This is a genomic window from Pseudomonadota bacterium, assembly GCA_039028935.1.
Lineage (GTDB): Bacteria > Pseudomonadota > Gammaproteobacteria > Steroidobacterales > SZUA-146 > SZUA-146.
The window spans coordinates 24,792-48,619 of sequence record JBCCHD010000023.1; the positions used below are offsets into that span (position 1 = coordinate 24,792).

The following is a 23,828-nucleotide window of genomic DNA, read 5'->3' on the forward strand; positions in this document are numbered from 1 at the left end:
CCGCTGCCCTCCCTGTGCGGACGACTGCCCGGCCACCCCATGCCGGGCGCAGGTTAACCCCGGCGCCTCCCCTAATCGGCGCTGGGGTTTCTTCTTTCTGGCCATTGCAACATGGCCGCCAAGACCTCACGAGCTTCATCAAGGCCTTGTTTTTTGAGTGCCGAGAAGAGCTGAATACCAACCCCATCGGCCAGCTGACGACGCGTCTGCTCAAAGCTTTTTGCGGCCGCACCGCGACTGAGTTTGTCGGCCTTGGTTAACAGAATGTGCACCGGACAACCGGCCGATCCAGCAAACTCTAGCATCTGCTCATCAAACGGCATAAGCGGGCGACGGGCGTCCATCATAACGATGAGCCCCGATAGACATTGCCGATGGGCAAAATAATCGCCCATCAGCGTGCGCCAATGGCGCTGGATGGGCTTGGGTGCTTTGGCAAAGCCATATCCCGGCAAATCCACGAGACGCCGATTGTCTGGCAAGCGAAAAAAATTGATCAGCTGGGTGCGCCCGGGCGTTTTACTCGTGCGCGCCAAACCGCGACGCTGAGTGAGAACATTGATGGCGGTCGACTTGCCTGCATTCGAGCGGCCGGCAAACGCCACCTCTGCGCCCGAATCCGGAGGGAAACCCCCGATATCATTGGCACTTTTAAGAAATTCCGCTACTTGAAATCGAGACATGGGACAGGTGTGGCAAGGCGAATCAATAGTGTACAATGCCCGGCACCGGGCGAACCTGCTGCGCAACTTAGCACAGGTCGGATGACTATTTTTGTGTGTTTCTGGAGGAATGACGCCGTGATGCGTTTTTTACCCTTTTTTGCCGCCGTTTGGCTGGCTGTCGCCCCGGCTTCTGCCGACCTGACCGGCGACCCTGAAGCGGGCGAGTCCAAAGCATTGGTGTGCGGCGCCTGCCACGGCGCTGACGGCAACAGCATCAGTGCCGAGTGGCCAAGCCTGGCAGGACAGCACGCGCAGTATATTGTCGCGCGTTTAAAAGCCTACAAGAACGGCGACGTGAATAACGCCGTGATGGGCGCTCAGGTACTGCTACTGAGCGAACAGGATATGCACGATCTTGGCGCGTATTTTGAGACCCTGACGATTAAACCAGGCGAAGCTGATCCCAGTCTGGTTGACGCCGGCGCCGCGCTGTATCGCCTCGGCAACCCGGATACTCACGTGGCGTCTTGCGCAGCCTGTCATGGCCCGAAAGGGCGAGGCAACCCGACCGCCATGATGCCGTCGCTCGCTGGTCAGCGCGCCACCTACACCATCGCGCAACTCAACGCATTCGCCAGCGGCGATCGACCGGGCGGCATTAACAACATGATGCACGACGTGGCCAGCAAAATGAGCGACGAAGAGAAACAAGCGGTGGCCAGTTTTCTGGAGGGGCTCCACTAGCGCACAACGATCCTCGCCGTTGAAACTTAACGGACGCAGAGGACACTAACGTAAGCCAAACAAGACGATGCGGATGGCGATCCCATATCGCGTCAGCAGTGGCCCACCGAACTGGAAGCCGCTCACAACACACCGAATAAGATCCGGAGTAAAACGATGAAAAAGAGTATTCTGGTCAGCCTCATGCTGACGTTTAGCTTGACCGCCTGTGGCGCCGACAGCGCCTCAGAGCCAGCGCGAGCCGCCGCGGACACCGCCAGCGCCAGCGCGGCAACGACACCAGCGACATCTGACAGCACAACGAAAATCCGACAATCGTCAATCGACGCGCTCAAATCCTTCAGCCCAGAAGCCGGCAAGGCGGATTTTGATGCCGCCGCGATCGTGGCGCAGTTTGAAAAAGAATTTACGGCCGGCACCGACTATCGGGTACTGTCTCCGGCCCAACCTACCAGCAGCGATCCTGAACACATTGAAGTAGCGGAAGTGTTTATGTACAGCTGCCCGCATTGCTACAACTTTGAACCGTTCATTAAGAACTGGATTGCCACCGAAAAACCGGTTGGCGTGAATTTTCTACGCATCCCAGCGCAATTTAACCGCCCAGCGCAGCTGCATGCAGCCGCCTACTACGCCGCCGAAGCGATGGGTGTCGGTGAACAGGTACACATGCCTCTTTTCCAAGCCATTCATTCCAAGAAAAATCCGCTGAGCTCACAAAAAGCCATCAAGCAGATCTTTGTCGATAACGACGTAGACGGTAATGATTTCGATAAGGCCTTCACGTCCTTTGATGTCGACACCAAAACCCGCCAAGCCGTCAATCTCGGCAAGCGCTACCAGATACAGAGTGTGCCAACTCTCGTCATCAATGGTCGGTACCAAACTTCGGGGGTCATGGCTAAGAACAATCAGCGCCTGAACGACATCGTGAATTATCTGATCGCGAAGGAAATGGTCGAACGCTAAATCGGCCACGCGAATGCGTACAAAAACCCCGCCTTGAGCGGGGTTTTTTATGGCGATACGCGCCGGATTGCCTCATGACGGAATAAGCGTCTGAGCCTGCCTCAGCGGGTGAAAGACAAGGCGGAGTGTGGATGAAAAAGCGGAGCGTACATCGGTACGTGAGCATTTTTCAGACGCGCTCCAACGCCGGATTGCGCCCGCTGAGGCAGGCTCAGATTTGGGTAGCGAGATCTTCGTTAACGATCCGCCACCGCTGATCGTCGCCTCGACGCCAGTACTGACGTTTGCGCGCCGTACCGTTGAAGTTATTGCTCTCGTAGTGTTGCTTGAATGTCACGACGAGCAAATCGTCTTCGTCAGGATATTCGTAAATACTCACGTCATCCAATTCGACAGCAATGTGCGATTTGTTCCGCGCGACGCGTCGTTTGTAGTCCCGCCACGCATCGATTTTCATATTGTTACCGATAAACGCATCGTCGTAGTGCGAGAGATAGCGCTCCACATCGCCGCTTTGCCAGTCAAGCCGCCATTGCTCGAGCGTTTCAGCCGCTTCAGTGCGGCGCTGAAGGAGTTCTTCGTATTCCACCCACTCCGCTCCCTCGCTGATGACCACGGGGGTGCTGCCCGGCTCAAGCAATGGTGCAAGCTGTTGCAGCTCTTCGTTAATGAGCGCCACGCACCCATCGCTGTCCATGGGAGGGCGACTATAAGAACGACTGGCGACACCGTGCAGCCAAATGCCACTGCCGGTACGGCTGTGTCGCCGGTCCCACGCGTTAGGATAGTCGACCGGAAATGCCACCGGACCATACTTGTCGGGCAGCGTTTCACCCGGCAACCGTTCGGTGACCATGTAGACACCGAGCGGGGTCCGCTTATCGCCTTTGCGTCGTTTGCGCGAACCGTTTTTGCCGATCGAAATGTAATAATCGGCGACGAGCTCAGGATCACCATGCCGATTCGCGAACACATACAACCGCGACACGTCGGTATCGATATACACCACGTGACGATGATGATCGGCGAGCTTGAGTAATGAAGCAGGCAATCGTTTACCCGGATCGAACGACGTGCCCACCACACGCTGTCGCGCTTCGGCCATCAGACGCTCAATATCAGAGCGGGCTTGGAGCGAATCATTGGTAATACTCGGCAGGCGTCCGCCGATACTCGCGAGGATATCGCCACGCACGAGGTGTGCAAGACGAAACGTGGGTTTTTGCTCCACCAATTCATCCACGCGCTCAAGCGCGGTGTGAGTGTCACCGGCGCGCAGGGCGTCGAGTGACTGCAGGAGCATGTCTTCCGGTGTCTGCATCGGCCGGATAACGCGACCCGACTCGGCCGGCAGGGCCACCATCGCGATGTGCTCGGTGGTGCCAGGCGATGGCGCAGTGCTCGCCACGGGCATACCCAGCCCGATAATGAGCAGTACAGCGATGAGTAGTATTCGGTATCCCGACGTCACGGCGGCACGTGCCTCCTTACTCCGATACCTCGCTGACAATCAGCCAACGTCCATTTTCATTGCTCAGCACCAACTTTTTGGTGACTTCGTCGCGGTAGTTGTCAGAGCGGTATTTCTGCCGGAACGTGGCCGTCGCGCGTGTGTCACTATCAAAACTGACGTTCAGCGCCGACACATCAACCTCGATGACTTTCGGTCGAGTGAGTCGATCGCGTCGATAGTCGACCCACGCTCGGTGACTGGCCCCGTTACTGGGACGGAAGTCTGAGACATAGCTGGCGAGATACCTGTCGACGTCTTTACTCGACCACGCGCTCGCCCAGCGATTGACCGCCGCTTCGATCGAGGCACTGCTGGGTGCTGGAGTGCTGGCGACCGGCTCGGGTGACATGACCGTCGGCTCTGGCGTGGCGGCCGCGACGGGCTGCGCCGGCTCTGGCTCTGGTGTCGACGCCACCGGCTCACTCACTGGCTGCGCCACGGGCTCAGACACTGGCGGCGTTGATTGCACTGGTGCCGCAGCGACGGCAACCGGCGGAGGCGCTGTGCCGGGCACGGCAAACAGACCATTAACCGCCGATAGTTTGAGGCGAGCCGAGTCATTGGAGCGATCCTGCTCAAGTGCGCGATCGTATGCCATGCCAGCCATCCGTGCATACAAGTCGCCCAAGTTCTCATGCGCAGTTGAGTAACTCGGGTGCGTTTGAATGGCGGCCAACAATGCCTCACGCGACTTATCAAACTCGCCCCGTTCCGCAAACAGCACCGCGAGGTTGTTCCACGGCTCGGGCAACTCTGGAAAATCTTGGGTCAGCGCCGCGAACGTTTCGATGGCTGAATCGGAATCACCGGCCTCAGCGTGAATAATGCCTTTTAGAAATCGTGCTTCGGCGTCGTTCGGCGTATCGACAAGCATCGCGTTGATTGTCGAGAGGGCCTCATCGAGACGTCCCTGATCGTACAACCGTTGTGCATCGCTTAATGACGCCTGCGCGCCAACCGACAACACCAATAAAATCAGAGAAATGCACAGCTTCTTCATGGAATCGATCACCCGGACTGGTAAGAGTAAAAATGGCTGATTTTTGCTGGTGCTAAGCTTAGCAGGAAATTCAGCCACATGGCATCGTTTTTACGAACAAATCTCAATGACTTCCATTGCTTACGAGGACGTTGCGGCGCACAACGCAGCGTCGTATGAGGCACCCTCAGAGGCACTCCTTGACCCAGTGTTATCGGTAGGTCTACCGCATTGCTCAAGGGGTCGCGTACACTCGACGGCCCGTTACTGAGCACCCGTCTACACATCATGACCCTTATCGGCCGACTCTCGCCTATCTTCACCGTCATCGTTGCCGTTTGGTTCATCCATGCAGTGAATGTGACCACCGGTGGTGTGCTCTACGCATTCGGCATTGAACCGCGCACACTACGCGGTCTGGATGGTGTGCTCGGCGCACCCTGGCTACACGGCGATTGGCAACACCTACTGTCCAACACTGCCGGGCTGGCGGTGCTGGGTGGGCTAATTTGCTTGCACAGTCGTTCCACCTTTTGGCGCGTGACCCTGTTTGTCACGGTGTTGGCTGGCATCGCCACCTGGGCGCTGGCCCGTCCCGGCCTGCACATCGGCGCCAGTCTGCTGGTGTTTGGCTACTTTGGTTATCTCATCGTGCGCGGGTGGGTCGAACGCACACCCATGGCGATCGTAACCGCGCTGATGGTAGCGTCGCTCTACGGCGGCATGCTCTACGGTGTGCTCCCGACGCGACCGGGCGTGTCATTCGAAGGCCATCTGTTTGGTGCGGTCGCCGGATTCTTGGCCGCGCGCTGGCGTCTTCACCTGCCGGTCAATCGCGCCACCTGATCACCCGCTGCCGGCATCGCCTGTGCGGGGTGCGTTTGCGTACTCGCAGCCAATACGGGCAACAAGTCCGTGTTTTTTCAGTGTTCGATCCTATCCGACGGATGACAAATGGCCTGCCGTTGTGCCACGGGTAGACCAACGCGCGCCGGCGATTCCTACGCGAGCATGCGGGGATGGATGCAAATTTCGAGGGCATTGAGTAAGCTATGCGGCCATGCAGCAATTTTGATAAGGGTTTTGACATGTCCACCTATCGCCCACCTCTGAAAGACATGCGGTTCGTACTTGACGAACTGGTCGATTTTGATTCGCTTCGCGCGATTCCCGCGTTCAGCGAACTCGATGCCGACCTCGTCGGGAGTCTGCTCGAGGAAGCAGGACGATTGGCCGTTGAAGCCATCGCCCCTAGTTATGAAGACGGTGACACCACTGGCGCGACCATCAGCGGAGACAATGTTACCGCCGCGCCCGGGTTTGGTGAGGCGTACCAGGCGTTCGTGGACGGTGGTTGGCCGAGTATCGCGTTCAATCCTGAATACGGTGGTCAAGGCTTGCCATCGCTCATGTCGTTCGCGGTTGATGAGATGCTCAATTCGGCCAACATGGCCTTTGCACTCTGTCCTATGCTCACACAAGCTGCGGTGGAATCGCTCGATCTGCATGGCAGCCAAGCGCTCAAAGACGCGTATCTGGCGAACATGATCAGTGGCGTTTGGACTGGCGCTATGGATCTCACCGAGCCTCAGGCGGGCTCTAACCTGGCGGCCATTCGGTGCAGCGCCAAACCCCAGGACGATCATTTTTTGCTGTCGGGCACCAAGATCTACATCAGTTGGGGCGATCATGCCATGGCCGAAAACATCATTCATATGGTGTTAGCACGGCTACCAGACGCACCACCCGGGGTGAAAGGCATTTCGCTGTTTCTTGTGCCAAAATATTTGGTCAATGACGACGGTTCGTTGGGCGAACGCAACGACTTTCGCCCCGTCAGCATTGAACACAAACTCGGTATTCACGGCAGTCCCACCTGCGTGATGGAGTTTGGCGCCAACGAGGGTGCGGTCGGCTACATGGTCGGCGCACCGAACGAGGGCCTGAAGTGCATGTTCACGATGATGAATAACGCCCGCCTCAAAGTCGGTCTTGAAGGGCTCGGCATCGCCGAAAAAGCCTACCAACATTCGCGCTACTATGCCTTTGACCGCGTACAGGGGCGCCCGCCCGGTGGCGATGACAAATCACCGATCGTTGGCCATCCCGATGTGCGACGTATGCTCATGCTGCAAAAATCGGTCAGCGAAGCGATGCGCGTCATGTGCTACACAGCGGGCGCCGACACCGACCGATCGGAAAACGGCGGCGAAGACAAACGGCCGTTTTACCACGATCGCGTGGCGCTTTTGGTGCCCATGGTCAAGGGATGGTGCACCGAACTGTGCCAGGAAATGGCCTCTATTGGTGTGCAGATTCATGGCGGTATGGGCTATGTGGAAGAAACCGGTGCGGCACGCATTTATCGTGACGCTCGCATCACAACCATTTACGAGGGAACCACCGGTATCCAAGCGCAAGACCTTGCCGGACGCAAGATCATCCGCGACAGCGGTAAGGCCATGTTCGCGCTATGTGATGACATCAAACACACCGTCAACGCCCTCACCAAAGCCGGATTATCCCGGCAGAGTAAACAACTCGATCACGGTCTCGAGACCATGCGCGCCGCCGTCGACTGGTTGCTGAGTCATTACGCCGACAATCCTTACGCCCCCAACGCAGTGTGCTACAACTTGCTCATGTCGTGTAGCACGGTGGTGGCCGCTTGGGGCATGGCGCGTTCGATGCTGGCCGCGACGCGACGCCTCGACGCCGGCGATAGCGATACGCTGTTCTTGGAAGGCAAGCTCACCACGAGTCGATTTTTCCTGGACAACGTATTGCCACGGGCTGACGCGTTTTCCCGCGCGGCACAGGCCGGCTCAGATCAAATAATGGGCCTCACCGACGAACAGTTTTTCGCCTCCAGTTAACGCCATGTCTCGCACACGACCAGCACGGCTGGCCATCACAGCGTGACCATCCACTCGGGGTTTATCAGTCGCCTCACCGACGCGACGCGCAGCGTGTCCAACTCGCTGGTAGAACTCGGTCTTCGCACGTGGCCGCCCAGTGGAGCGCACGTTACGACGGACGACGGGCTCATCCATCTATTCTATGTGCTCGACGGCATACTCACGTGTAAGCGCTCAACCCATTTGTCGCGCGTACTGCCACGCGAGGTCTTGCGCATAGGCGGTGCCGATGAACGCGTGCTGGATAATCCATCTCGATCCGATAGTGCGTTGGCGATCCACGTCACGTTGGCACCCGACGACAGCACGCCACTGTCCACTCGCCACCACTACTTTTCCGACGATCAAAAAGACAACAAGTTGTGTCACATTGCCGCGCGAGAGCGCAATGGGCGCACGCTGGCCACGGGCGCACCACTCGATCTCTATCTGACGACGCTCGGGCGCTATGAGACGGTGCTACTCGATCGCGCGGATGACCAACCGCTGCTCATTCAGTGCATCAGTGGTGAGGCCACCATCAACGGTACCCCCGCTAACCTCGACACCCAATCGATAGAGATAGATGGCCCCACTGCGACCATTACCGGCTCACGTCACTGCACGGTGCTTATTATCCGGGGCCAGGCGAGTGATGTGGGGTGATCCAGCCTGTCGCGTGCGGCAGCGGCGTTGTACACTAATCACCGCGCCGGACAGACGTCCATTCATTCATCAGCACCCGCGCGCTTTATGCGGCGCCTTGTGAGCCGTGGCATTTTTCCTCCGCTAACTCGATGGCGACACAATCGCTCCGTTACACTTCTCAAGGAACTCAGGCATGGAAAATTCTAACTCCAGACTCGCAGGCTGGGTAGCCAGCGTCATGGATTTCTTTGCGCACCGGCCCGACACAAGTGGCCTGGGCAATTGGTTGCGCCGTGGCAGCATTGTCCTGCTCGTCGCGTTTGTAGTGATGGCAATACTCGCGTTTTATTGGTCACGCGAACCCAAAATATTTTGGGTCAACGCCAGCACAAATGGCAGTACGGTGACAGGCTACGCCACCGCCGATGCACTCGCGCAGGTGATGAATACGCTGCTCGACAAGCCCGGTGGCTTTCTGCTCAATGACGTCACGCCACCCAGTGTGTTTCTCGACAATATGCCCAACTTCGAATACGGCGCAGTAGTGCAAGCCCGAGACCTCATCAAAGCCATGCGCAACGACTACGCCCGCTCGCAGTCTCAATCGCTCGAGGATCCGGATCTGGCTGGCGCGGAACCCAAACTGCAATACCAAGCCGACAAGTGGATTTTGCCCTCCGCGGAAAGCGGGTTTCGCGACGGTATTAAGCTGATCGAGTCCTATCGCGATCGCCTCAACGATGCCAACGCTCAAGACGCGCAGTTTTTTGCTCGCGCCGATAACTTGCGCGAATGGCTTATTGTGGTGGAGAAACGACTGGGCGGTATGTCGCAGGCGCTCACTCAAAGCGTAGGCCGACGCACGCTCAACACCGACCTCGCCGGCGATCCATCGGCCACCAGCACCTCCACCGTGGCGACCGATACCATTCGAAAAACGCCTTGGAACAAAATCGACGATGTGTTTTTTGAAGCCCGCGGCACCGCCTGGGCACTCGTGCATTTTTTGCGCGCGGCCGAGTTGGATTTCGCACGGGTGCTCGAGGACAAAAACGCCACAATCAGCCTTAGGCAGATCATTCGTGAACTGGAGGCCAGCCTCGAGCCCATTCGCAGCCCGATCATCTTAAACGGCGGCGGTTATGGCATGTTCGCCAACCACTCGCTGGTGATGGCTTCTTATTTATCGCGCGCCAATTCCGCTGTGATCAATTTGCGGGAGCTGCTCGACAAAGGGTAGGCGTCGTTTCTTACCCAAAAAAAAGCCGCGATGTTCGCGGCTTTTTTATGTTTGATGCAGGACGATTACTGCGACTGCTCAACCATGTAGTCGACCGACCAGCGCACGTGTTCGTCGCTCAAGTCGGCACGGCCGCCTTTCGCAGGCATCACGCCAGCGCTGCCTACGTAACCCTCAATCGCATGCACGTAGAGCGTTTCCATGCCTTGCGCAACACGCGCCGACCATTGACTCGGATCGCCAATCTTCGGTGCACCCGCGACACCCAGACCATGGCAGGCGACACACGCATCATTATAGACCGCCTCGCCAGACTCAAAGCTTGCCATCACGGGCTCAGCCACCGTCGGCCCCGCCGCAACAGCCATCGATGCCACCGCGTCCTGGCCATAGAGCGTCGTGTCCTGTCCACGAATCACGACATCGCCGATCGGGCGAAGTCGCTCTTCCAATCTCGCTTGAAACGCCGGGTCCTCGCTCACATTGGCCGAACGATTGGCGATGGTCACCGCTAACACGATGCAAAGCACCGTAAACAGCAGCAATCCAGCCAAAACGGCCGTAAAATTATCGATAAACTTTTGATCGGGCGTCGATTCCACGAGTTGGGCTCCCAGATGGTCAGATCAGGATTCGCGCTCTGCGCGCGGGCGCCAGTATAACGGCAGTCGTGCTTGCGGTGAAGGGCTAGACGCATTGCGCCACCAAACGACGAGCCCAGCGGAGTCGGCCAACACGCCCGGTGTCGTCGGAATTGCCTTTTTCGCCCGCTAACAGACTGATAATGTGGATGAAACATGAACGCGGAAGAACCAATGAGCGACCCCATCACCGAACACAAAGACCCCGACTTGCACATCGCGCTCATTCAATTCGACATCCAATGGCACGACCCCGTCCGCAACCGGGCGCGTATTGATGCGTTGTTAGATCGTCATGACGTCGCCAACCGCGATCTGATTGTGCTGCCCGAGATGTTCACCACAGGGTTTACGATGGCCGCCGACGAGGTGGCCGAGTCACCGGACGGCCCTACCGTGCGCTGGATGCAAAAGCGGTCCGCCGAGTTGAATGCGGTCATCACCGGCACTCTGGCGGTTCAAGAGGGTGGAGCCGCCTTCAACCGTCTGATTTTTGCTCACCCTGATGGTTCGATTGAACACTACGACAAGCGCCACTTATTCCGCATGGCCAACGAGCACACCGCCTATACGCCCGGTCAAACCCGACCGATATTCACACTGAAAGGGTGGCGCCTACGCCCCATCATCTGCTACGACCTACGCTTTCCCGTGTGGTGTCGGGCAGTTGACGACTACGATATCCTGCTGTGCCCCGCCAATTGGCCAAGCCCGCGGCATGCCGCGTGGGTCAGCCTGCTCACTGCACGTGCAATCGAAAATATCGCCTACGTGATTGCGACCAACCGGGTGGGACAAGACGCGCATGACAAGCTTTACTTGGGCAACTCAAAAGCGATTAACGCCAAGGGCCACACGCTGTGCGACGCCCTAGACGCGGAGGGCGTGGTTCAAACGTCTCTGTCGAAAAGCGCACTGCTTCGTTTTCGAGAACGTTTTCCGGTGCATATTGATGCCGATGCCTTCACGCTCGTCGAACGTGAATGACCGCGGAGTAGGGCCTGCGCCCGCACAACCGATCCACGACGCAACGCCGGCGGTATTAGCGTGCAATCGAGACGGGATTTAAGACGATCTTTTGAAGCGGTGAGACGAGGAGTAGTTGCGCAAGTACGCCTCAACACTTGCAGCAATGATCGGTTCACCGACAAGCGGGCCCTGCACCGCATCGCAACCCTTTTGACGAAGAAAACTGAGTTGCCCTTCATCAAACACGCCGTCGGCCGCCGCCAGCAAGCCGAGCCCGTGCGCCATAGCAATCGAAGCGGCCACCAGATGCTGATTGTCCTGCGATCGATTGACACCCCGCACCACCGAATGGTGGAGCTTAATCCCTGTCACCGACATGCGTCTTAATCGATTCAACGAGGTGTAGCCGGTCCCAAACGAGTCAATCCATAGGCTTACATCGTAAACACCGAGGTCACGAAGCAGTTCGGCGGTTAACAACATATTTTTAGAAAAACTCTGTTCACTGATCTCAAAACTGATGTCGCGCGAATCGATTTGCTCCCGCTCGAGTCCTTCCAGCAATATTTCGGATAGCCAACGCGGATCAAAATCAAGCGATGCCAAATTGTAGTGAAGTCGTAAATGATCAAAGCCCGCATCATGCCACCGGCGCAAATCTGCTAGCCCTTGGAAAAAACCCCATTCTCTGAACTTCTCACGCAAACCCGCCGATACCAATGCGGTCATAAAATGCTTGGGTTTCAGCTCCCCTCGTTCAGGATGATTCCATACGACCAATTGTTCAAACCCGGTTACGACGCGGCTGGTGGTATCGGCAATCGGCATGTACTTAAGCTCGAATTGCTCTTCTTCAATCGCCAAACGCAGCTCGGATTCCATCAGTAGGTTAAGTTCGACGCGTTCGTTTACGCGGTGTGTGTATGCCGACACAAGATTGGTGCCACGCTCTTTCGAGGTGTACATCGCCAGATCCGCATAACTCATCAACGTATCGGAATCTTTCGCATCGTGTGGATAAACGGCATACCCCACACTCGAGGACAGCACCACATCCATCCCAGCAATATCGACTGGCTGGCCGAGCGTACCGAGTAAATTGCGCGCCATCGGCGAAACGATGGTGGTGTCGGCAACGTCTCGCAGCAGTAGCACAAACTGGTCGCCGCCCCAGCGCGCCGCATTGCACACAGAAAGCCCGTTGGGCTCTCCATTCACATCCGTCGACCACGTGCGCAGGCGTTGCGCAAACGCTTTGAGCAGTCGATCACCAGCACCGTGGCCCAAACCATCGTTAACGCGCTTGAAGCCATCAATATCGATATACACCAGTACATGCTGCGCATCGGGATGACCGTTAACAAAAACATCGCTCATGAGTTGATGAAACGATGCGCGATTGCGCAGTCCCGTCAATTCGTCAAAGTACGCTTGAAATTCGATGCGCTGATTCTGTTCCTTTAAGTTCTGTCGCATCTGGTCAAACGACTGCGCCAGATCGCCGATCTCGTCGTCGCGCCGAAACCCAACGCGCGCGTCATAATCGCCCTTACCCAGACGATCGGCGAGCATCCCGAGTCGTTTCACGGGTTCGGCCAAGCGCTTCCCGGCCAACATTGCCACCAAACTCAACACCACAACTAGGACAAGGCCAATGACACCGAGCTCTAGAACACTGGTACGAACCGAATTGTCGGTCAGTTCGTTCAGCTGATCACCCAGTAGCGCGTGACTCTCATCGACGCCGGCAGTGCTCAACTCAACCACCACACCGCCATGAAGCTGCAGCTCGGAGCGCACCGGTCGGACCACTGCGATTGACCGACTCAGTACAAGCACGTCACTCTCGCCTGATTGAGGTCGGATGTTGGGAAACACCGTACGCACATCCTGATCGTACATGGCGATTTCACGTGTGCCGTCGTGCAAGATGCGTCCGTTGGCATCAAAAAAGAACACGCTCTCGACCGAGGTGGAGCGTCTTACCGGAACGATAAGGTCGTACAGCGACACCATATCCATGGCGAGATAGGGCTCGGTCACATTGTGCGCCAAAGTTTCCGCCAGTACGACACCGCGCTGACGAAGCTGGCGCACGGTTTCCGCCGCAAAGGTACGCTGGCTTTCTTGCGAGATTCGAGCGGATGTTTGTTGCAGCTGATAGACCTGCAATAAAAACATCGCAAACAACAGGGCGAACGCGATTGAACCCATGTAAATGGCATAACGTTGTGCCAGCGACAACTTGGACTTCATTTGTCCGCACCGTGGTTGTCGGTTGATTCGGCCATGGTGCGCTCAAAGGCGTCCATATCGCCACGAATTTTGTCGAGCGCCTGTTGTTGTGCCTCAGTAATGAGCGCGAACTCGCTGGCGCCATAGTAGCCATGGAGAATGTCCTGGGCGTCGGGATGGTTGTTCAAATCCAGTAGCGACTGCTGAATACGGGTGCGTAACAGCGGATCGATTCCAGCGCGCAGGATATCGAGGCTGCGTGGTACGTCCGTGGTGCGATAAAAAATCGACATATCCTGTCGAAACGCGGCTGGGGTGCGCCATTCGGATCCCCAGTCTTCGTTGCTAAATGCGGCCGCGTCGACAATGCGTTTGTGCACCCATGTAGAGGAATTCACTTCATCGCCCGAAAACAGGTAACCGATCGCGTCTGGGGGTGGCGGATGCCGATGCGATTCGAGTCGTACGAGTCGAAAACCGGCCCCTAGCAGTTCGATCGCAGGCAGAAAATAGGCGCTGGTCGATCCGGGCTTTTCGAACGCAATGGTTTTCCCCACCAGATCGCCAATGCCTTGAATGTTGGAATCTGAGCGCGCGAAAAACACGCTATGGTAAGCACCCCGACCGCGATTTTTCTTAGTGAGAAGAAACTGTGCGCCCGCCTCGCGTTCGTACTTGATGGCCGCATAGGGCGTTGCCGACACCCAGTCGACATGCCCATCACGCAACATCTCGGTCATTTGTTCGTGTGAGTCGATCGTCACAACCATGATGGCCTCGACCCCGAGATCACGAACGCGCTCGAGCATGTAGCGCGAAATTCCCTGCATTTGGCCGAAATTGTATTTCGGCGCATTGGTCACACTGCCGATCACCAGTCGTTTGCTGCTGCTCGCGTCACCGTAAATCGCGCGACTGCTGGTCGACGGTAGACCATCGGCGGCCACCGACAACCCGGTCAACCACCACCCAACCACCACAATATGCCCCAGGCGCCGCCAAGGCGAATCGGGTAGTCGAGCGGACAGAAAGCGGTGAACCATTAAACGCATTACGACGGTTTTCAATCAGTAACAACCCTAGATACTACGACAGATTACGTTCTGTGGCGCTAAAAAACCGTAAAGATTGCTTTCGCCTGCGAAGCATCGTGTACCACCCGCTCGCTGGCCCATCGTTTTGCCGTACTTGTCGGAACCTATGATACTGTTTTAACTTGTAAATATCTGATAGTTCAGGACAGGCTGGGTGTCACACCAACGTCATATAAAGCGAGTCTAATGATGGCTGAATCGTCTCCGGATGCGGCGCAAGTGAAACAGCAGACTATTCTTATCGTTGAGGACGAGCAGGCCATTCGCGACATGCTCGAGTTCAATCTGGTGCGCGCGGGCTTCGACGTTATCCACGTGGCGTCGAGCGGCGACTCGCAGGCCGCATTGGCGTCGCATCATCCAGACCTCATGCTCGTCGACTGGATGCTACCCGACATTAGCGGGCTGGAGCTCACGCGCTCCATCAAATCCGATGATGAGCTCCACTCTATTCCAATCATCATGCTCACGGCCAAATCGCAAGAACGCGACAAGATCGCGGGTCTCGATGGCGGCGCAGACGATTATGTGACCAAACCTTTTTCACCGCGCGAACTCATTTCGCGTATCAAAGCGCTGTTGCGTCGCGCGGCGCCACGGATTGAAGAAGAGACTGTCTTCACCGTTGGCCCCGTCACCGTCAATAGCACGTCTCACCGCGTCACGGCCAAGAACCGAAAAATCAAACTTGGGCCAACCGAATTTCGCTTACTCGAGCATCTGATTCAGCACCCGGATCGCGTTTACAGTCGAAGCCAGCTTCTTGATCGGGTCTGGGGCAGTGATGTGTATATCGAGGAACGCACGGTCGATGTGCATGTGCGGCGACTACGCAAAGCCCTCGCTGATGTTGGCTGCGACAGCATGATTCAAACGGTGCGTGGCGCTGGTTACCGACTGTCCAACGAACAGGAATAAACGTAAACTAGCGAAATGAGTGATCAAGAATCGCGATCGGTAGCGACGGCGACGGTCGTTAAACATGTTTTATTGATTGTGGCGGGCTATGTCATTGGCTGGATCAATGGGGCGCCGTTATGGGGCGCGCTCATCGCTGCGCTCGCCTTGTTGGGCTGGCACATCTATAATCTCATCAAACTGCGGACATGGCTGAAATCGAAGCGCAGTGGAGCCATTCCCTATGGCACGGGTATATGGCCGACGATCTATGCCCGCATCAGCCACTTTCGCGAGCGCTCCTCGGTACACAAACAACGCTCCCGCGAACTGGAAGATGCGCGTAGTGAATTTGTCCACACGCTGCCCAACGCGGCATTTGAGCTCAATGAACAGTTTGAAGTGCTCACCGCCAATGCCCAGGCCATGGAGCTCACCGATGACGCCCAGGAACAGCTTAGCGGCCCCATCTCGAATCACTTGCGCCAACCGGCATTTATCAAATATCTCGAAAGTGGCGATTACGCGGACGGCGTGATTCTGCAATCCGCGCAAAACCCAGAACAAACGCTGCAATGCGTGATTTCCGATCGTGGACGAGAAGGCTGGCTCCTGCAGCTCATCGACATCACCCAGCAAATTAAGGCGCTAAAGATTCGGGAAGACTTTGTCGCCAACGCCTCTCACGAGTTGCGCACACCCGTCACGGTGCTCAAAGGCTACCTTGAAGGGCTCGCCGACGATGAGCTTGACCATTCGATGGAAGGGCCGGTCAATGCTATGGCAGAGCAAGTGCGGCGCATGGAAGCGATCATTGCGGATTTGCTCACACTCAATGTCTTGGAAAGCGCCGGACCGGCGCCGACTGACAACCCCGTCAATATCGCCGAGTTACTCAAGTCTATTCACACGGATGCTTTGCAATCGAAGCACTGCCCAAGCGAATTCACACTCAATATCGAGTCCTCTGCCCAGGTGCTTGGGGATGAAGTCGAGCTACGCTCGGTGATTACCAACCTCGTCTCAAATGCCTTGCGCTTTACACCGCAGGAAGGTCGTATTCTCATCACGTGGCAAGACGCCGCTGACGAGGTTGAATTGCGCGTTGAAGACAACGGCATCGGTATTCATGAAGACGACATCCCAAGAATCACGGAACGGTTCTATCGCACCGTGCCAGGACGTAATCGTCATCAATTTGGAACAGGACTTGGACTCGCGATTGTGAAGCATGCGCTCGCGCGCCACGATTCGGAACTGACTGTCGACAGCGAACTCGGCAGTGGCAGCGTGTTTTGCTGTCGATTCCCCTCCTCGCGCATCCGTCGCGGCTAGCGCCAAACCTACCTGAAGCCAACTCGAAGCCGACCCACCGTAGAGTCGTCCGGCGCAACCTGCGTTGAGTACACGGCGTAGAGTTTACCCATCGGCCAATGTTTTTGCGGCTGACCCACGAGTGTCACAATTCTGTCATACATATGTAATTTAATAGCGGCGTTCGAGTCATTCCGACCATTCGAAACTACTCATATGGGAGCATAGAATGCCAACGTTTTCCGCGATTACGCGTGTGTGTATGACCGCTGCATTGTGCAGCATCACAGCACTTTCTTTTGCCGACATGACGGTTAATGTCGGCGGTCGCGTCCATCTTGACGCCGCCCTTTATGATGAGGATGTCACGGAACTCGGTAGCGGTACGGAATTCCGTCGGCTGCGCCTTTTTGCCTCCGGCAACATCGATGACAACTGGAAATACAAGGTCAATCTCGACTTCGCCGACGGCGAAGCCGATGTGAAAGACGCCTATGTGGCCTACACCGGTCTCAACATCGGCACACTGAAAATTGGCCACTTCAAAGGGCCTTTCAGCCTTGAAGAGATGGATAGCTCCAAGTACATCACGTTTATGGAGCGTGCCTCTAACGCCATTTTTGTACCCGGACGACGAGTCGGAGTGGGTATTGAAAATGCAGTGGGTAATAACACTTATGCGCTATCGATCTTTGGCGATTCCGCTGGCGATAATGGCGGCGACGAGGGCATCGGAATCGGTGGTCGTTTTACCACCGCCCCGAAATTGTCCGACACACGTTTTGCGCATTTTGGCGTCGCCTTCGCGTATGAAGAGCCAGCCGAAACCGGCGGCGACGGCACCGTGCGGTTTCGCTCGCGTCCTGAATCTCACGTGACCAGCACGCGCTTGGTGGATGGCGGAACCATCGCCGATGTCAGCAACCTGGTACGTGTCGGTGTGGAGGCTGCCTATGCCTCAGGTGGCTTTAGCGCTCAATCCGAATACATGCGCGTGTCGGTCGATGCCGCCGCCACGGATGTGGACTACGACGGGTTTTATATTTATGCCAGCTACTTTCCATGGGGCGGATCGCGGCCTTATAAGAAGGGCGTATTTCAGCGCGTCAAGGCGTACAACAAATGGGAATTTGCGGTGCGCTACAGCACGCTGGACTTGGATGACACGGGTGGCGGCACGCAGGACAACATCACCTTTGGCGTGAACTACTATGTGAATCCCTACCTGCGTTTCATGACCAACTACACACTGGTGGATGTCGAGGGCGGCATCAATGGCGACGAAGATCCCAGCATTCTTCAAATGCGAGTGTCATTCGACTTCAAATAAGCGCTGCCCACTGCCGAGCCGACAAGGATGGCGGCTCGCACCACAGTGACGTCATAAACGCATGCTATACTTAGGAAAACTGGAAGAGTAATCCCATGGAAACCACCGATCTTGGAACCCATATCAATCGCCGCTTTGACCAGGAGCTCGACACGCTGCGCAACAACGTTTTGCGCATGGGTGGACTCGTACAAGATCAGCTGCAAAAAGCGATCACTGCTGTCGTCACCGGCGACAGTGAGCTCGGCCTCAAAGTGGCCGGCGACGATTACAAGGTCAACAAAATGGAAGTCGACATTGACGAGGAGTGCAGCCACATTCTGGTGCGCCGCTCGCCTGCCGCGATGGATCTTCGTCTTATTCTGATGGTGGTCAAAACGATTACGGACCTAGAACGCATCGGTGACGAAGCGCAAAAGGTCGGGTATCTCGCTTCACGTCTGGCGGCCATGGAGCAGCCTGACGATCACTATCGCGAGCTCAAAAACCTCGGTAGCCACGTTCTGGCCATGTTAGAAGACTCGCTCGACGCCTTTGCGTCACTCGATGCGGACAAGGCCAAAGCGGTCGTGCTCGAGGATGAGCAGGTTGACGAAGAGTACGAAGCCATCAACCGGCAGTGTCTGACGTTCATGATGGAAGACCCTAAAGCGATCAAGCGCGTCATGAATGTCACGTGGGCGGCGCGGGCGCTGGAGCGCATTGGCGACCACGCCAAGAACATCAGCGAATACGTGATATTTCTCGCATTGGGCAAGGATGTTCGCCATACAGAAATCAGTGCACGACTGAAAGAATCCTGACCGTTCTTAACATTCCCTAAATCATTGTTTTTGAATCGAAAAGCTGGCTTTTTCGACCGTTTCGTGCGACCTGCACTCAACTGAAATATTTCCGTAACACTTTGCCCCTATCCTAGGCACATGCTCAATTAACTCATGGGAGTAAACTGTGAAAAATCTTCTTAAATCAAGCGGACTTATGCTCGCTGCGAGCCTACTGGTTGTCGGCCCAGCGCACGCTCAAAATAGCCGCGATCAGATCAACATTGTCGGCTCATCCACCGTTTACCCATTCGCCACGGTAGTGGCGGAGAACTTCGGTAATTCGACCGACTTCAAAACCCCGAAAATTGAGCCTACCGGCTCCGGCGGCGGCCTTAAAGCGTTTTGCGCCGGCATCGGCGGCCAGCATCCTGACATCACCAACGCGTCGCGCCGCATCAAGCAATCCGAGATTGACATGTGTGCCAAAAACGGCGTGGAAGAAGTCGTGGAAGTTAAAATCGGCTACGACGGCATTGTCATTGCTAACTCGGTAGACGCTGACCCGATCAAACTGACGCGACGAGACATTTTTCTGGCGCTGGCCAAAGAGGTGCCTGATCCGGCAGCGGACGGCAAGTTGATCGCCAACCCCTACACCACTTGGAATCAGGTGAACAGCGAACTGCCCAACGTCGAGATTGAAGTGCTGGGCCCGCCGCCTACATCCGGCACCCGAGATGCGTTCGTCGAGCTCGCAATGGAAGGTGGCTGCAAGACGTTTGATTGGATCAAAGCGATGAAAAAGACCGATAAAAACGGCTATAAAGCGCTGTGCCACACCATGCGAGAAGACGGTAAGTTCATCGAGGTGGGTGAAAATGACAATCTGATCGTGACCAAATTGAACCACAACAAGGCGGCTTTGGGCATCTTCGGCTTTAGCTTCCTCGACCAGAATAGCGACAGCGTTCAGGGCGCGACCGTAGACGGCAGCGAACCCACCTTCGAGGCCATCGCGGACGGCGACTATCCAGTTTCTCGACCGCTGTATTTCTACGTCAAAAAGGCGCATATCGGTTCGATTCCTGGGATTCAGGAATACGTTGAGGAATTTGTGAGCGAAAACGCCACCGGCGAAGATGGCTATCTGACCGACAAAGGGCTGATCCCTCTGCCGGAAGACGAGCGCGCCGATGTTTTGGCTGCGGTTGCCGGGATGGTTTCTGTTAAACTCGCTGTGGTTGACTAAACGGCTTTTCTGTCCTGTAAGAGAAACGGCGGTCTGGTCACAGGCCGCCGTTTTTTCGTCTTAGAAATCATCACGCAAACGTCAACTTCGTCATCAACTAAAGGGCTGCTACGGGTCAAATTGTGGGTACGGTAAACCTCATCTTGGTACTGCTGGCGATCACCGGTGTCGCCTACGTGATGGCGCGTAAACGAGCCATCACCGTGGCCGGCGGTCTCCGCCACATACGTAACCTGCACTCTTTGCCATCCTACTACGGCGCGCACACGGCACTTTGGATGCTGCTACCGGTATTGATCATGATGCTGTTTTGGGGCATGAGTCAGTCGTCGGTGATCGAAAACAGACTGATCGACACCCTGCCCGCGTCTTACCAACAAATGGATCGCGATGAACTGAGCCTTGTGATCAATGAAATATCAAACCTCGCCACCGGCGGCATTACCAGCGGCAACGAATCCAAGCCCGAATATGTGGCGGGTGCGGAAACGTTTAACGCGCTGTACAACCGCGCCGGTTGGTATCGGACCCTTCTCGCCTTCGCTTTGGCGGCGGTTGGTTTCCTGCTCTCTTGGCGCCTGATTCACCCCGATTTTCGCGCGCGTAATCGCGTGGAGAGCATTACTCGTTGGGTGCTGCTCGCGTGTTCGCTTGTGGCCATATTGACGACTCTGGGCATTCTTTTATCGGTTATTTTTGAGGCCATCCGTTTTTTCCAGATGATCCCGCTCACCGACTTCCTGTTTGGGCTTCAATGGTCACCACAAACGGCCATTCGATCCGATCAGGTGGGCTCATCGGGCAGCTTTGGTGCCATTCCACTGTTTACCGGCACCTTACTCATCGCCCTGATCGCCATGCTGGTCGCCACACCGGTTGGCTTGATGACCGCCATCTATTTGTCGGAGTACGCGTCTAAGCGCTTTCGCTCATTCGCGAAGCCCGCGCTCGAGGTACTCGCGGGTATTCCGACCGTGGTTTACGGGTTTTTTGCCGTCGTCACTGTGGGTCCGTTCATTTCAAACACGGCATCACTGATCGGCCTGGATGTCACACAAGGCGCGGCGCTGGGCGTGGGTCTGGTGATGGGCATCATGATCATTCCGTTTGTGTCATCGCTGTCGGACGACGTGATCAATGCGGTACCCCAAGCCATGCGCGACGGCAGCTATGGGCTCGGTGCAACACAGTCTGAAACCATCAAACGCGTGATTCTTCCGGCCGCACTGCCCGGCATCGTCGGTGGCATTTTGCTGGCGATTTCTCGCGCGATCGGCGAAACCATGATCGTGGTAATGGCGGCCGGACTGTCGGCCAACCTCACCGCTAATCCACTTGAATCTGTCACCACAGTGACCGCGCAAATCGTCAATCTGTTGGTTGGCGACCAAGAGTTCGACAGCGCTAAAACGCTCGCGGCATTCGCACTGGGTTTGGTCCTTTTTGTCGTCACCCTTATCCTCAATGTGATTGCGCTACGCGTTGTTCGTCGCTATCGCGAGCAATACGCATAGGGGCTTGCCGTGAACGACGCATCGAACCTCAACGAGACACCGCGCCGAGAAACGCTAAAACGCGTTCGCGCAGGACTCAACAAGCGGTATGCCAAAGAGCGACGCTTCCGCCGATTGGGCTTTGCGGCGGTGATGGTCGGACTCGCCTTTTTGGTGTTTTTCTTCAGCAGCATTTTCTCTCGTGGCTATACGTCCTTCGTGCAGACCAACCTTTTACTCACCGTTTCGCTGGACGAAAAAATCATCGATCCAAAAGGGGAACGCGACGCCAATACGCTTCGTCGTGCCAACTACCGCACAATTGTGCGCAATGGCCTGATGGGTGAGCTGGGCGAGGTGAAAGGTCGAACGGCGCGCAAGGAGCTGCTCAATTTGGCCAGCAACAGCGCGGCATTTGATTTGCGCGATCGAGTGGTGGCGAACCCAGAACTTATCGGCACAGAGCTCACGCTCTGGGTACTCGCCGATGACGAAGTGGATCTGTATCTCAAGTCAGGCGAATCCGCCGACAACTACACCGGCCGCCTGTCCGAGACCCAGATTGGGTGGATTGATACGCTGCGCGACAATGACCGCCTTGAATTCAAATTCAATACACCGTTTTTTACCAATGGTGATTCTCGAGAACCCGAGCAAGCCGGTGTAATGGGCGCCGCGCTCGGCTCGTTTTATATGCTGATCATCACACTACTGGTGGCCTTCCCGGTGGGTGTAGCCGCATCGATCTATCTAGAAGAGTTTGCGCCAACCAATAAGTTCACCGACCTGATCGAAGTCAATATTAATAACCTCGCTGCGGTGCCATCGATTGTGTTCGGCCTACTGGGGCTGGCCGTCTTTATTAATTTCTTCCAGCTGCCTCGTTCCGCGCCCTTGGTGGGTGGATTGGTGTTGAGTCTGATGACGCTGCCCGTCGTTATTATCGCCGGGCGCGCGGCCATCAAATCGGTGCCCCCGTCGATTCGCGAAGCCGCGCTAGGGCTTGGCGCGTCGCACACGCAAGTGGTTTTCCACCACGTATTGCCGCTGGCAATGCCGGGCATGCTCACGGGCACGATTATCGGTATGGCCCGCGCACTGGGTGAATCGGCGCCCCTGTTGATGATCGGCATGGTCGCGTTTATTGTTGATAAACCCTCCGGACCGCTCGACTCGGCCACGGCCCTGCCGGTGCAAATCTTTCTATGGTTTGATATCCCGGAGCGCGCATTTACCGAACGCACGTCGGGCGCCATCATTGTGCTGCTGTTGTTCCTCCTTGCCATGAACGGAACAGCAGTGTGGTTACGCAAGAAATTTGAACGCCGCTGGTAACTGAAGAGAAAAAACATGCATGCAGACATGGAATCAGACACGTACGAGACGATAGGGGACGTGTCCGCGAAAGACCCGGTGATGACCACCAAAGAGGTGGACGTGCATTACGGCACGAACAAAGCCATTGACAACGTGTCGCTCGACTTTGGTCGCAATGAGGTTGTCGCACTGATCGGCCCTTCGGGATGCGGTAAGTCGACGTTCTTGCGCTGCATGAATCGCATGAACGACACCATCGAGATCGCCCGCGTCACTGGCGATATCCGGCTGCATGGCGAAGATATTTACAGCAAGAGCATGGACCCGGTGTTGTTGCGGGCGCGCGTGGGAATGGTGTTTCAAAAACCCAATCCATTTCCTAAATCCATCTATGAAAACGTCGCGTACGGTCCGCGTATTCACGGCTTAGCCAGCGATCGCGCCGAACTCGACGAAATCGTGTTTACCAGTCTGCGCAAAGCCGGCTTGTACGAGGAGGTTAAAAACCGACTTGACGAACCCGGCACTGGCTTGTCTGGGGGACAACAACAGCGCCTATGCATTGCGCGCACAATCGCGGTGGACCCCGAGGTTATTCTAATGGATGAGCCATGCTCGGCACTCGATCCGATTGCGACGGCTCGCATTGAGGATCTGATCGACGAGTTATCGAAAAACTACACCATCGCCATTGTCACACACTCGATGCAGCAGGCAGCCCGTGTCTCGCAACGCACCGCCTATTTCCACCTTGGTCGATTAATTGAAGTCGGCACCACTGAGTCGATCTTCACGACGCCTCAGCATAAACTCACCGAAGACTATGTGACTGGGCGATTCGGCTAGCTTCCCTTTCTGTCCAGTTCG

Annotated in this window: 21 protein-coding genes; 15 read left to right on the forward strand and 6 right to left on the reverse strand. The window is 56.2% G+C overall.

Annotation, left to right across the window (positions count from 1 at the left end):
* Nucleotides 1-71: 71 nt before the first annotated feature.
* Entirely contained in the window at nucleotides 72-683 is a 612-nt protein-coding gene (gene yihA / locus AAF465_11525; protein ID MEM7083352.1) for a ribosome biogenesis GTP-binding protein YihA/YsxC, read from the reverse strand.
* Between the two features lie 120 nt (nucleotides 684-803).
* Between yihA and AAF465_11530 the strand changes: the two genes are divergently transcribed.
* Together AAF465_11530 and AAF465_11535 are read left to right on the forward strand one after the other, a co-directional pair.
* On the forward strand, nucleotides 804-1,409 hold the full coding sequence (locus AAF465_11530; GenBank protein ID MEM7083353.1) for a c-type cytochrome: 606 nt from the start codon (nucleotides 804-806) through the stop codon (nucleotides 1,407-1,409).
* Nucleotides 1,410-1,565: 156 nt separating this feature from the next.
* Nucleotides 1,566-2,378 (forward strand): thiol:disulfide interchange protein DsbA/DsbL, encoded by an 813-nt coding sequence (locus tag AAF465_11535; GenBank protein MEM7083354.1) that lies wholly within the window; start codon nucleotides 1,566-1,568, stop codon nucleotides 2,376-2,378.
* A gap of 211 nt (nucleotides 2,379-2,589) precedes the next feature.
* Here the strand turns inward: AAF465_11535 and AAF465_11540 are convergent, their stop codons facing one another.
* Both AAF465_11540 and AAF465_11545 read right to left on the reverse strand, forming a co-directional pair.
* Nucleotides 2,590-3,849 (reverse strand): L,D-transpeptidase family protein, encoded by a 1,260-nt coding sequence (locus AAF465_11540; GenBank protein MEM7083355.1) that lies wholly within the window; start codon nucleotides 3,847-3,849, stop codon nucleotides 2,590-2,592.
* A gap of 16 nt (nucleotides 3,850-3,865) precedes the next feature.
* Nucleotides 3,866-4,891 (reverse strand): tetratricopeptide repeat protein, encoded by a 1,026-nt coding sequence (locus AAF465_11545; GenBank protein MEM7083356.1) that lies wholly within the window; start codon nucleotides 4,889-4,891, stop codon nucleotides 3,866-3,868.
* Nucleotides 4,892-5,158: 267 nt separating this feature from the next.
* Between AAF465_11545 and AAF465_11550 the strand changes: the two genes are divergently transcribed.
* The 4 genes from AAF465_11550 (at nucleotide 5,159) to AAF465_11565 (ending at nucleotide 9,655) form a co-directional block, all read left to right on the forward strand.
* On the forward strand, nucleotides 5,159-5,716 hold the full coding sequence (locus AAF465_11550; protein ID MEM7083357.1) for a rhomboid family intramembrane serine protease: 558 nt from the start codon (nucleotides 5,159-5,161) through the stop codon (nucleotides 5,714-5,716).
* Between the two features lie 242 nt (nucleotides 5,717-5,958).
* Nucleotides 5,959-7,746 (forward strand): acyl-CoA dehydrogenase C-terminal domain-containing protein, encoded by a 1,788-nt coding sequence (locus AAF465_11555; GenBank protein MEM7083358.1) that lies wholly within the window; start codon nucleotides 5,959-5,961, stop codon nucleotides 7,744-7,746.
* A 42-nt stretch (nucleotides 7,747-7,788) separates the two neighbouring features.
* Nucleotides 7,789-8,433 (forward strand): hypothetical protein, encoded by a 645-nt coding sequence (locus AAF465_11560; GenBank protein ID MEM7083359.1) that lies wholly within the window; start codon nucleotides 7,789-7,791, stop codon nucleotides 8,431-8,433.
* A gap of 175 nt (nucleotides 8,434-8,608) precedes the next feature.
* Nucleotides 8,609-9,655: a DUF2333 family protein gene (locus tag AAF465_11565; protein MEM7083360.1), complete on the forward strand. Its 1,047-nt coding sequence runs from the start codon at nucleotides 8,609-8,611 to the stop codon at nucleotides 9,653-9,655.
* A gap of 65 nt (nucleotides 9,656-9,720) precedes the next feature.
* Here AAF465_11565 and AAF465_11570 read toward each other — a convergent pair whose 3' ends face one another.
* Nucleotides 9,721-10,257, reverse strand: a complete 537-nt coding sequence (locus AAF465_11570; GenBank protein MEM7083361.1) for a c-type cytochrome — start codon at nucleotides 10,255-10,257, stop codon at nucleotides 9,721-9,723.
* Between the two features lie 195 nt (nucleotides 10,258-10,452).
* Between AAF465_11570 and AAF465_11575 the strand changes: the two genes are divergently transcribed.
* On the forward strand, nucleotides 10,453-11,283 hold the full coding sequence (locus tag AAF465_11575) for an amidohydrolase (protein MEM7083362.1): 831 nt from the start codon (nucleotides 10,453-10,455) through the stop codon (nucleotides 11,281-11,283).
* Between the two features lie 78 nt (nucleotides 11,284-11,361).
* Here the strand turns inward: AAF465_11575 and AAF465_11580 are convergent, their stop codons facing one another.
* Both AAF465_11580 and AAF465_11585 read right to left on the reverse strand, forming a co-directional pair.
* Nucleotides 11,362-13,521 (reverse strand): EAL domain-containing protein, encoded by a 2,160-nt coding sequence (locus tag AAF465_11580; GenBank protein MEM7083363.1) that lies wholly within the window; start codon nucleotides 13,519-13,521, stop codon nucleotides 11,362-11,364.
* The gene (locus AAF465_11585) at nucleotides 13,518-14,552 is read right to left on the reverse strand and encodes a phosphate/phosphite/phosphonate ABC transporter substrate-binding protein (GenBank protein ID MEM7083364.1); all 1,035 of its coding nucleotides are present in this window, start codon (nucleotides 14,550-14,552) and stop codon (nucleotides 13,518-13,520) included. The genes AAF465_11580 and AAF465_11585 overlap by 4 nt, the downstream gene beginning before the upstream one ends.
* Before the next feature lie 231 nt (nucleotides 14,553-14,783).
* Here AAF465_11585 and phoB point away from each other — a divergent pair, with 231 nt between their 5' ends.
* The 8 genes from phoB to pstB all read left to right on the forward strand — a co-directional run bounded on the left by phoB (nucleotide 14,784) and on the right by pstB (nucleotide 23,807).
* Nucleotides 14,784-15,512, forward strand: coding sequence for a phosphate regulon transcriptional regulator PhoB (gene phoB, locus AAF465_11590; GenBank protein ID MEM7083365.1), 729 nt, complete (start codon nucleotides 14,784-14,786; stop codon nucleotides 15,510-15,512).
* Between the two features lie 15 nt (nucleotides 15,513-15,527).
* On the forward strand, nucleotides 15,528-16,826 hold the full coding sequence (locus AAF465_11595; GenBank protein ID MEM7083366.1) for a phosphate regulon sensor protein PhoR: 1,299 nt from the start codon (nucleotides 15,528-15,530) through the stop codon (nucleotides 16,824-16,826).
* Between the two features lie 208 nt (nucleotides 16,827-17,034).
* Entirely contained in the window at nucleotides 17,035-18,135 is a 1,101-nt protein-coding gene (locus tag AAF465_11600; GenBank protein MEM7083367.1) for a porin, read from the forward strand.
* Between the two features lie 95 nt (nucleotides 18,136-18,230).
* Nucleotides 18,231-18,938 (forward strand): phosphate signaling complex protein PhoU, encoded by a 708-nt coding sequence (gene phoU / locus AAF465_11605; protein MEM7083368.1) that lies wholly within the window; start codon nucleotides 18,231-18,233, stop codon nucleotides 18,936-18,938.
* A gap of 178 nt (nucleotides 18,939-19,116) precedes the next feature.
* On the forward strand, nucleotides 19,117-20,151 hold the full coding sequence (locus AAF465_11610) for a PstS family phosphate ABC transporter substrate-binding protein (protein ID MEM7083369.1): 1,035 nt from the start codon (nucleotides 19,117-19,119) through the stop codon (nucleotides 20,149-20,151).
* 122 nt (nucleotides 20,152-20,273) lie between these two features.
* Nucleotides 20,274-21,665: a phosphate ABC transporter permease subunit PstC gene (gene pstC / locus AAF465_11615; protein MEM7083370.1), complete on the forward strand. Its 1,392-nt coding sequence runs from the start codon at nucleotides 20,274-20,276 to the stop codon at nucleotides 21,663-21,665.
* A gap of 9 nt (nucleotides 21,666-21,674) precedes the next feature.
* Nucleotides 21,675-22,979: a phosphate ABC transporter permease PstA gene (pstA, locus tag AAF465_11620; GenBank protein MEM7083371.1), complete on the forward strand. Its 1,305-nt coding sequence runs from the start codon at nucleotides 21,675-21,677 to the stop codon at nucleotides 22,977-22,979.
* Nucleotides 22,980-22,994: 15 nt separating this feature from the next.
* Nucleotides 22,995-23,807, forward strand: coding sequence for a phosphate ABC transporter ATP-binding protein PstB (gene pstB, locus AAF465_11625; GenBank protein MEM7083372.1), 813 nt, complete (start codon nucleotides 22,995-22,997; stop codon nucleotides 23,805-23,807).
* The last annotated feature ends 21 nt before the right edge of the window (nucleotides 23,808-23,828 follow it).

Coding starts and splice junctions, on each gene's coding strand:
- AAF465_11610 (MEM7083369.1), top strand. CDS start 19,117: ATGCTCGCTGCGAGCCTACTGGTTGTCGGCCCAGCGCACGCTCAAAAT.
- AAF465_11585 (MEM7083364.1), bottom strand. CDS start 14,552: ATGCGTTTAATGGTTCACCGCTTTCTGTCCGCTCGACTACCCGATTCG.
- phoU (MEM7083368.1), top strand. CDS start 18,231: ATGGAAACCACCGATCTTGGAACCCATATCAATCGCCGCTTTGACCAG.
- AAF465_11545 (MEM7083356.1), bottom strand. CDS start 4,891: ATGAAGAAGCTGTGCATTTCTCTGATTTTATTGGTGTTGTCGGTTGGC.
- AAF465_11535 (MEM7083354.1), top strand. CDS start 1,566: ATGAAAAAGAGTATTCTGGTCAGCCTCATGCTGACGTTTAGCTTGACC.
- AAF465_11530 (MEM7083353.1), top strand. CDS start 804: ATGCGTTTTTTACCCTTTTTTGCCGCCGTTTGGCTGGCTGTCGCCCCG.
- AAF465_11600 (MEM7083367.1), top strand. CDS start 17,035: ATGCCAACGTTTTCCGCGATTACGCGTGTGTGTATGACCGCTGCATTG.
- AAF465_11580 (MEM7083363.1), bottom strand. CDS start 13,521: ATGAAGTCCAAGTTGTCGCTGGCACAACGTTATGCCATTTACATGGGT.
- yihA (MEM7083352.1), bottom strand. CDS start 683: ATGTCTCGATTTCAAGTAGCGGAATTTCTTAAAAGTGCCAATGATATC.
- AAF465_11565 (MEM7083360.1), top strand. CDS start 8,609: ATGGAAAATTCTAACTCCAGACTCGCAGGCTGGGTAGCCAGCGTCATG.
- AAF465_11575 (MEM7083362.1), top strand. CDS start 10,453: ATGAACGCGGAAGAACCAATGAGCGACCCCATCACCGAACACAAAGAC.
- pstB (MEM7083372.1), top strand. CDS start 22,995: ATGCATGCAGACATGGAATCAGACACGTACGAGACGATAGGGGACGTG.
- AAF465_11595 (MEM7083366.1), top strand. CDS start 15,528: ATGAGTGATCAAGAATCGCGATCGGTAGCGACGGCGACGGTCGTTAAA.
- AAF465_11550 (MEM7083357.1), top strand. CDS start 5,159: ATGACCCTTATCGGCCGACTCTCGCCTATCTTCACCGTCATCGTTGCC.
- AAF465_11555 (MEM7083358.1), top strand. CDS start 5,959: ATGTCCACCTATCGCCCACCTCTGAAAGACATGCGGTTCGTACTTGAC.
- phoB (MEM7083365.1), top strand. CDS start 14,784: ATGGCTGAATCGTCTCCGGATGCGGCGCAAGTGAAACAGCAGACTATT.